This is a genomic window from Tannerella forsythia, assembly GCF_003860135.1.
Classification (GTDB): Bacteria; Bacteroidota; Bacteroidia; order Bacteroidales; family Tannerellaceae; genus Tannerella; species Tannerella forsythia_A.
On the sequence record NZ_RQYN01000079.1, the window covers coordinates 1 to 8317 of the forward strand.

Sequence of the window (8317 nt, forward strand, 5' to 3'; positions counted from 1 at the left end):
GTGTTTACACTCGTATTGTTCCTTGTCCTTTTTCCAGTAATGAGAACTCCCGCCACATTTGGGACAAACCACCCCAACCTGGTCGCGATAGGCCTTAAACTTTTGCTTGCAACTTTCTTCGTCCGGAAAGTGAGTTAGAAAATCGATCAGGGTCATTGCATTATTTTTTTTGCAAAAATAGTCTTTTTAGGAAAATATACGGATATTCATATTTTAATAAATCGTTGTAAATACCGGCAAAAACATCCGATGTTCTACGTTTATTGGCATCCGAAAGCGTGCTGCGGTACGGCAGGCTTTCCAATTGAAAATGTTTGGTTTTTCCCGATAAGCCAAGCATAGCTCCGGATACTTCACGCAAAGACGTGATTTTTGCAAATACGCCAAAGAGCATACTGATCAAATGGTCTTTAGTTGTGAACCACTTTATATAGCGGTCGGCATTGTGCTTAGCGCTGTTTCGGGTGATCATGCGGGTATCAATCAAAGATATGAGCTGTCCGAAAACAGATTGTCCGAAAAAATATGTATTTTTGCCCATGGTAGTATTGCGTTATAGTGAACACAAAACTACGAAAAAAGTGTACGGGGGAATATTTTTTTCGCCCTGCACTTTTGAATAGTTTTTTTATCGGACAATAGTGGGAAAAAATATACTTTTATTACTTTTTATTTAAGAAAATCAATTGTTAAGGAGTGATTATTATAGCATCGCTCTTCTTCTTAATAGAAGAACTGCGTTTAGAGCGAAAAAAGATTTATCCTCTCGACTTTCTACATTTTAATGCGTCAGCCATGGTTCACGGATCGGAACACAGGGTGATGAAGCCGATGGACGGAAGAGTAGGAGAGGGAGTGGTTTTTACGGGAGAGACCGAAAGTGACAGCACAAAAAAGGACTGTCCGTTTTTCTCAAGACAGCCCCTTTCCGCTTTGAATTTTTATCGTACTAATTAAAGCTTGTTATCTGAGCCTAATACATTTTTGATCTTGTGAATGTAAAGAGCCTTGGCTGCATCGCGAGCCGGTCCTAAATATTTACGCGGATCAAATTCGGCCGGTTTTTCAGCAAATACTTTACGAATAGCAGCTGTCATGGCTAAGCGGCTGTCGGAATCAATGTTGATTTTGCAAACAGCCGACTTAGCTGCTTTACGTAGCTCTTCTTCTGGAATACCGATCGCATCTTTCAGCGCACCACCGTATTTGTTGATGGTATCTACATCTTCTTGCGGCACGGATGATGATCCGTGGAGGACAATCGGGAAGCCCGGCAATTCTTTTTCCACTGCTTCCAAGATTTCGAAAGCCAAAGGCGGAGGAACAAGGCGTCCGTCTGCGGCGCGTTTGCACTGTTCGGGTTTGAACTTGTTTGCTCCGTGCGAAGTACCGATCGAGATCGCCAGCGAGTCACAGCCGGTTTTCGTTACAAAGTCAACGACTTCTTCCGGCTTCGTGTAGGTGTGATGTTCTGCTACGACATCGTCTTCAACGCCTGCCAGAACACCTAATTCACCTTCTACTGTCACATCGTGCTGATGAGCATACTCAACGACTTGCTTCGTCAGTGCGACGTTTTCGTCGTATGGGAGATGCGATCCGTCGATCATGACGGAAGAGAATCCCATGTCGATGCAGTTTTTGCAAAGTTCGAAAGTGTCACCATGATCGAGGTGAAGAACGATTTGCGGATTCGGGCATCCGAGTTCTTTTGCATAAGCAACGGCTCCTTCGGCCATGTAACGCAGGATCGTTTGGTTGGCGTATTTTCGCGCCCCACTCGAAACTTGTAAAATCACCGGCGATTTCGTTTCTACCGCGGCCTGAATGATGGCCTGCATCTGTTCCATGTTGTTGAAATTGAAGGCTGGAATTGCATAGCCTCCGTTGATTGCTTTTTTGAACATTTCACGCGTGTTCACCAAGCCTAAGTCTTTGTAATTTATCATTGTTTCTTGTGTTATATGTGAAAAATCAGGCTCAAAGGTACGAAAAAAATCACGAACGAATGAATATGGAATATTTTTTTTATGGTTCGGCGCATAAATTACACGTGGCTATGCTATGAATTAGAATTTTACCGCTTTTTTCTTGCTTGTTTAAACAATTATGAATACTTTTGCACCCCGTATTTGGAAAAAGGAAACAAGATCATCATAAATTAAAAATAGAAGAGCAATGAAAAAGGAACTTCATCCGGAAAATTACCGTCAGGTTGCTTTCAAAGACATGTCGAACGAAGAAGTGTTCATCACTCGTTCTACGATCAATACGAAAGAGACAATAGAGATTGACGGGGTTACCTACCCGCTGGTTAAACTGGAAATTTCCAGCAGTTCGCATCCGTTTTATACGGGTAAGGCCAAGTTGGTCGATACGGCCGGTCGTGTAGACAAGTTTATGAGCCGTTACGGTAACCGGAACAAAAAGTAAATGTAACACGTACGATCAGAGAGGGGCGTTCTATGGAGCGTCCTTTTTTGGTTTACATCAAAATTTTTCAGCACCATGACAAACGAAAAATATTTACAAATCCTCAGTCGGTTTGGTATTAAGGAAAACATCGTTTCAGTCGAACCTTTCGGCAACGGACATATCAACGATACGCTGAAAGTAATTACCGAATCCGGTACACCCGGTTATGTTTTACAACGTATCAATCATCATATCTTCACCAATGTGGAGATGCTCCAAAATAATATTCATACGGTTACATCACATATCCGCGCGAAGTTGCAGGAACGCGGAGAAGAGGATATCGATCGTAAGGTGCTGACTTTTCTTCCGGCTGATGACGGGAAAAGGTATTATTTCGACGGCGAAAGCTACTGGCGTGTCTGCCTGATGATTCCTCGTTGTCAAAGTTTGGAAGAAGTGAATCCTTCCTCTTCTTATGAAGCCGGACGCGCTTTTGGCGATTTCCAATCCATGTTGTCCGATTTGCCCGAAGGCGCTTTGGGCGAAACCATTCCGAACTTCCATAATATGGAATTCCGGTTGCAGCAATTTCACGACGCGGTTCAGGCGAATGCGGCCGGACGTGTGGATGAGGTGAAAGACCTCATTGAGGAAATTGAGAAGCGTGCCAAGGAAATGTGCGTTCAGGAAGAACTGTATCGTGAAGGCAAACTGAAAAAACGTACGAATCATTGCGATACGAAAGTTAACAATATCTTGTTCGATGAAGATGGAAAGGTGTTATGTGTGATTGATCTGGATACCGTAATGCCGGGTTTTGTCTTGTCCGACATCGGCGATTTTATCCGTACCGGAGCCAATACGGGAGCCGAAGACGATGAGCAACTCGATCGAGTGGGGGTAAACATGGAGATTTTCAAAGCATATACGCGCGGTTACATGGAAAAGGCAAAATCTTTCCTTACGCCGATCGAGATCAGTCTTCTTCCTTACGGAGGACGCTTGTTGACGTATATGCAGACGGTACGTTTCCTGACCGATTATCTCAATGGCGACACGTATTATAAAACGCACAAGCCGAAGCATAACTTAATTCGTACTCGTGCTCAACTTAAGCTGTTGCAAAGTCTTGAAGCACATGCCGAGGAAATGAATGCGTTTATGAAAGAATGGCTGTAATTAGCCGCAGAACATCATACAGACTCGCCCCGTTATCATAAGATTTCGGGGCGAAGTTTTTTTGTAGCGAGATGTTCTTTTTTGCTGTGTTAATTTTTTCAAGAAGCTCCATTTCGGAAAATTTCTCTAATTTTGTCCTCGCATCATTATAATAGTATGGTATGGAAGATTTCAATTCTCTGATCACCCGTCGACGCAGTACGCGGAAATTTACGGACGAACTGATCGCACCGGAAAAGGTGCAGCAACTTTTGAAAGCCGCTTTGATGGCTCCGACATCGAAGAACTCGCATTCGTGGCAGTTTATCACGGTCGAGGATAAGGATATGTTGACGCAGTTGGCGAGGTGCAAAAGCGCCGGAGGAGGGTTTCTCGAAGGATGTGCGTTGGCCGTTGTCGTGTTGGGTGATATGACAATAAGCGATGTATGGGTCGAAGATGCCTCCATCGCCGCGATATATATGCAGTTGCAGGCCGAGGATTTAGGGCTTGGAAGCTGTTGGTGTCATGTGCGGAATCGCCTGACGGCCGATGAACGCGACTCGGAGCAATATGTCCGCGATTTGTTGGATGTACCCTATCAGATGGGAGTTTTGTGCATCATTGGTTTCGGACACAAAGATCAGGAACGCAAACCGTTCGATGAATCGCACTTGTTGTGGGAGAAGGTACATATCGGTAAATTCGCGTTGCCCGGTACATCGGAAGAAGCGACTCAGGCATGAAGGTCGTCTTTATCGGAGCCGGAAATGTAGCGACTCATTTGTCCGCAGCGATGCGGCAGGCCGGACTCTGTATCTGTCAGATTTATAGCCGTACCGAAGCAAATGCACAAAAGCTGGCTGCAGAGCACGCGTGTGCGTGGACAACGGATGTCGGCGCACTACGTTCGGATGCCGACTTATATGTCTTTGCCCTGAAAGACGCGGTTTTGCCCAAGATTGTCGCACAAGTCTCTCCGGACGAGGGATTTTGGCTGCATACGGCAGGCAGTGTGCCGATGGATATTTTTCGCGGATATGCCCGCCATTATGGCGTGCTTTATCCGTTACAGACCTTCTCAAAAAAACGACCGATCGATTTCCGGAGTGTCCCTTGCTTTATCGAAGCTGATTCAGCACAAAGCGAGCAGCGTCTGCGAACGCTTGCCGAAAAGATTTCTTCCGATGTACGGTTGCTTTCTTCCGAAAAACGCCGTTATTTGCATCTGGCTGCGGTTTTTGCTTGTAACTTTACAAATCACATGTATGTCCTTGCCGATCGGATTTTGAATGAGCAGGGGATAGACCCCACCGTACTGTTGCCGCTGATCGATGAAACGGCCGCGAAAATACATACCCTTTCTCCTGCTGATGCACAGACGGGGCCGGCGGTACGATACGATCGCAATGTAATCGAAAAACAATCGGCCATGCTGACCGATCCGATTGTGCGTGAGCTGTATGAATTAATCAGTAAACATATTCACCTATTATCTCAATCTTGAACGTGATGATACCGTATGATTTGACAAAAATAAAAGCTTTTCTGTTCGATGTGGACGGCGTACTGTCGTCCGATAAAATTCCGTTGACGGACAACGGCGATCCGGCGCGAACCGTCAACATCAAAGACGGTTATGCGTTGCAACTGGCTGTTAAGCATGGTTATCAGGTGGGCATCATCACCGGTGCCTACACGGAAAATGTACGTTTCCGCTTCGAACGTCTTGGAGTGCAGCATATTTATATGTGTAGCGCAATCAAAATAAAGGATTACGAAGATTTCCTTCAGAAGACCGGCTTGGAAGAAGAAGCTATCGTGTTTGCCGGCGACGATATCCCGGACTATGAAGTGATGTGCCGTGTTGGCTTGCCTATTGCGCCGGCTACGGCAGCTCCGGAGATTAAACACATCGCAAAATATATTTCGCCTCTGAACGGTGGCGACGGTATTGCCCGCGAAGTGATTGAACAAACGATGAAAGCGCAGCAAATGTGGATGACGGATAAAGCATTCGGTTGGTGAAAATTGCCACCGGAATATACGCTTTGGGCTTTTTTTACGTTCATACTCACGTAAAATAAAGGAAAGATGAGAAATCGTACGTTGGCGTCGCTTCTGTTTTTGTGGATGGCCATGGGTCTGAATGCTCAGGGCAAAGTGAAAGTTTCGGGAAATGTGCGGGATGCCGATGGCAACCCGTTGGAGCTCGTAGCTGTACAAGTGAAGCATACGCTGATAGGTGCGATGACCGATGAGAAAGGATTTTATTCGTTATCGGTTTCGCCGGGTGATTCCGTTGTGCTGCTTTTTTCGTGTCTCGGATACAATAAGGCGGAACGAGTGATTCCGCGTTTGGCACAAGATATGCGTGTGAACGTACAAATGAATTATACTTCTCTCCAACTGAACGAAGTGTCGGTGACGGCGATTCGCAGGCAGACGACTACGATGGAGACGCTTGATGCCGGACGTTTGAAGATTCTTCCCGATCCATCGGGGGGAAGTATCGAAAGTTTGATTGTGACGTACGCCGGAGTGTCGTCGAACAATGAACTGAGTACCCAATATTCGGTACGGGGGGGAAGTTTTGACGAAAATCTGGTTTACGTGAACGGAATGGAGGTCTTTCGTCCTTTGCTGATACGATCGGGGCAGCAGGAAGGATTGAGCTTTGTCAATCCGAACCTGACAGAAAACGTGCAGTTCTCGGCCGGCGGGTTCGATGCGCGTTACGGGGATAAGATGAGTTCCGTCTTGGATATTTCGTATAAAAAGCCGACAAAACTGGAAGGATCGGCTTCGGTCGGTGTACTTGGCGCTTCGAATCTGAATATCAGCACGGCCAGTGCGTATGTAGGAAGTGGGAGCAAGAAATTTACACAAGTTACCGGCATACGTTACAAAATGTCGAGTTCGCTGTTGAACAATTTAGTCGGCCGTGCCGAGTATGTGCCGCGCTTTGTAGATTTGCAAACGTTCATGACCTATAAACCCGCCCCGAAGTGGGAGCTTCATTTTCTGGGAAACCTCTCGTCTAACCATTATAAATATGTTCCGATCGAGTTGGAGACCACATTTGGTACGGTGAAGAATAAGCAAAAGTTTCATGTGTTTTTCGATGGTCAGGAACGTGACAAGTTTGAAACGATTTACGGGGCTTTGACGTTGAAACATCAGTTAAGTCCGAAGTCGGAACTGGGTTTGCAGGCCTTCGCTTTCCGGAGCAATGAAGAGGAAAGCTATGATCTGACCGGAAATTATCGTCTGGATAAAGCCGGTGAAGAGGGAGACGATGAAAAGATCGCTGAGGGTGAGCGATCCATTGCTCTGGCCTCCTATCATGAACACGCACGAAACAGATTACAAGCGACCGTTAGTCATGTCGGACTCTACGGCATCACACAGCTTACGACTCATCAAACATTGAAATGGGGCGTCAACGCTCAGATGGAACGTATTATCGATAAAATCAGCGAATGGGAAAGTCGTGATTCGTCCGGTTATTCGTTACCGCAGACCGGTAAGGAAGTGAACGTGATAGCCAATCTTTTTTCCGATAATAAATTGAGTAGTACACGCCTGGCTGCGTATGTCCAAGATATCTTCAAGTTTCGTACCGAGCAGGGCTTGTTCACGCTTGTTGGCGGTATACGAGGCAGTTATTGGACATATAGCAAGGAGTTCCTTTTCAGCCCGCGTGCTTCGCTGGGCTTTATTCCGAATGCCAATCAGGATCTTACGCTTCGTTTTGCGACCGGACTGTATTACCAGTCTCCTTTTTATAAAGAATTACGTACCGAGGTGAAGGATAAAGATGGAAATACGGTGATCCGGCTGAATGATCAGCTGAAGTCGCAACGATCGATTCATTTTATTTTGGGAGGTGATTACGGGTTTAAGGTCGGCACCCGGAACTTTAAGTTGACGACGGAGCTGTATTATAAGAACCTGAGCAATATCAATCCCTACACATTAGACAATGTGAAGATACGATATTATGGGGAGAATTGTGCAAAAGGCTACATTGCCGGATTGGATATGAAGCTTTTCGGCGAGTTTGTGCCCGGAACCGATTCCTGGATCAGCTTGTCGTTAATGAAATCACGGCAGACGATTGAACGAAGTGGACGGGAAACAGTCAGTGTATCGATGCCCAACAGTCCCGCGTATAATATTTCGCTTTACTTTCAGGACTATTTTCCCGGTTATCGTCGAGCCATGCTCAATCTGCGCGGTGTGTTGACCGGGGGATTGCCCGTCACAGTGCCTCGTCGGGGATATGACGGAAGCAATTATAAAACGCCGCCTTATCGTCGCATAGACCTTGGCTTTACCTACCAATTGGCCGGGGGAGAAGATGCTTTGATGGAGAGGGGCTTTTTCCGCAATTTTAAAAGTATCTGGTTAGGGCTTGATGTATTTAATGTATTCGATATTTATAATACAAGTTCTTATTATTGGATAACGGATGTGTATAGTCATCAGTATGCGGTTCCGAATTATTTGACCGGTCGCCAGCTGAATTTTCGTCTCACGGTCGATTTTTAATCGAATCATTGGATGATTTTATTCCTTATATCCTGTTTTCTTTATGCCCTGTTTTACTCATCTTTTCTTTCTCTATATATTAATGTATGTTCTCATTTTCTTTTTATATTTGTGATTTTCAACTATTTGCGATTTTTCTCAAAAAAAACCTGTAAAAATATTTGGAGAATAGGATGGGAGTATCTAC

General features: G+C 45.4%; 9 protein-coding genes. 6 read left to right on the plus strand and 3 right to left on the minus strand.

What is annotated here, in order from left to right; all coding sequences use genetic code 11:
- The 3 genes from EII41_RS12880 to EII41_RS12890 all read right to left on the minus strand — a co-directional run.
- Positions 1–156, minus strand: a 156-nt coding sequence (locus EII41_RS12880) for a transposase (protein ID WP_148091753.1), incomplete at its 3' end; no start/stop codon positions are given.
- Between the two features lie 4 nt (positions 157–160).
- Positions 161–541, minus strand: coding sequence for a DUF4372 domain-containing protein (locus EII41_RS12885; RefSeq protein WP_124790917.1), 381 nt, complete (start codon positions 539–541; stop codon positions 161–163).
- Positions 542–953: 412 nt separating this feature from the next.
- The gene (locus EII41_RS12890) at positions 954–1949 is read right to left on the minus strand and encodes a class II fructose-bisphosphate aldolase (RefSeq protein ID WP_124752652.1); all 996 of its coding nucleotides are present in this window, start codon (positions 1947–1949) and stop codon (positions 954–956) included.
- Between the two features lie 229 nt (positions 1950–2178).
- On the opposite strand from EII41_RS12890, the gene EII41_RS12895 reads away from it, so the two are divergent.
- From EII41_RS12895 to EII41_RS12920, 6 genes are all read left to right on the plus strand, one after another.
- Positions 2179–2433: a type B 50S ribosomal protein L31 gene (locus EII41_RS12895; protein WP_124752651.1), complete on the plus strand. Its 255-nt coding sequence runs from the start codon at positions 2179–2181 to the stop codon at positions 2431–2433.
- Between the two features lie 75 nt (positions 2434–2508).
- On the plus strand, positions 2509–3597 hold the full coding sequence (locus EII41_RS12900; protein ID WP_124790918.1) for a phosphotransferase enzyme family protein: 1089 nt from the start codon (positions 2509–2511) through the stop codon (positions 3595–3597).
- A 161-nt stretch (positions 3598–3758) separates the two neighbouring features.
- Positions 3759–4322: a nitroreductase family protein gene (locus tag EII41_RS12905; RefSeq protein WP_124790919.1), complete on the plus strand. Its 564-nt coding sequence runs from the start codon at positions 3759–3761 to the stop codon at positions 4320–4322.
- Positions 4319–5083 (plus strand): Rossmann-like and DUF2520 domain-containing protein, encoded by a 765-nt coding sequence (locus EII41_RS12910; RefSeq protein ID WP_124790920.1) that lies wholly within the window; start codon positions 4319–4321, stop codon positions 5081–5083. Before EII41_RS12905 ends, EII41_RS12910 begins: the two co-directional genes overlap by 4 nt.
- Positions 5084–5088: 5 nt before the next feature.
- On the plus strand, positions 5089–5604 hold the full coding sequence (locus tag EII41_RS12915; RefSeq protein ID WP_124752647.1) for a KdsC family phosphatase: 516 nt from the start codon (positions 5089–5091) through the stop codon (positions 5602–5604).
- Positions 5605–5670: 66 nt separating this feature from the next.
- Entirely contained in the window at positions 5671–8130 is a 2460-nt protein-coding gene (locus EII41_RS12920) for a TonB-dependent receptor (RefSeq protein ID WP_124790921.1), read from the plus strand.
- The last annotated feature ends 187 nt before the right edge of the window (positions 8131–8317 follow it).

What these genes read in the sequence shown, in the direction of transcription:
- EII41_RS12920 (WP_124790921.1), top strand. Translation starts at nt 5,671, where the DNA reads ATGAGAAATCGTACGTTGGCGTCGCTTCTGTTTTTGTGGATGGCCATG.
- EII41_RS12890 (WP_124752652.1), bottom strand. Translation starts at nt 1,949, where the DNA reads ATGATAAATTACAAAGACTTAGGCTTGGTGAACACGCGTGAAATGTTC.
- EII41_RS12900 (WP_124790918.1), top strand. Translation starts at nt 2,509, where the DNA reads ATGACAAACGAAAAATATTTACAAATCCTCAGTCGGTTTGGTATTAAG.
- EII41_RS12885 (WP_124790917.1), bottom strand. Translation starts at nt 541, where the DNA reads ATGGGCAAAAATACATATTTTTTCGGACAATCTGTTTTCGGACAGCTC.
- EII41_RS12915 (WP_124752647.1), top strand. Translation starts at nt 5,089, where the DNA reads ATGATACCGTATGATTTGACAAAAATAAAAGCTTTTCTGTTCGATGTG.
- EII41_RS12895 (WP_124752651.1), top strand. Translation starts at nt 2,179, where the DNA reads ATGAAAAAGGAACTTCATCCGGAAAATTACCGTCAGGTTGCTTTCAAA.
- EII41_RS12910 (WP_124790920.1), top strand. Translation starts at nt 4,319, where the DNA reads ATGAAGGTCGTCTTTATCGGAGCCGGAAATGTAGCGACTCATTTGTCC.
- EII41_RS12905 (WP_124790919.1), top strand. Translation starts at nt 3,759, where the DNA reads ATGGAAGATTTCAATTCTCTGATCACCCGTCGACGCAGTACGCGGAAA.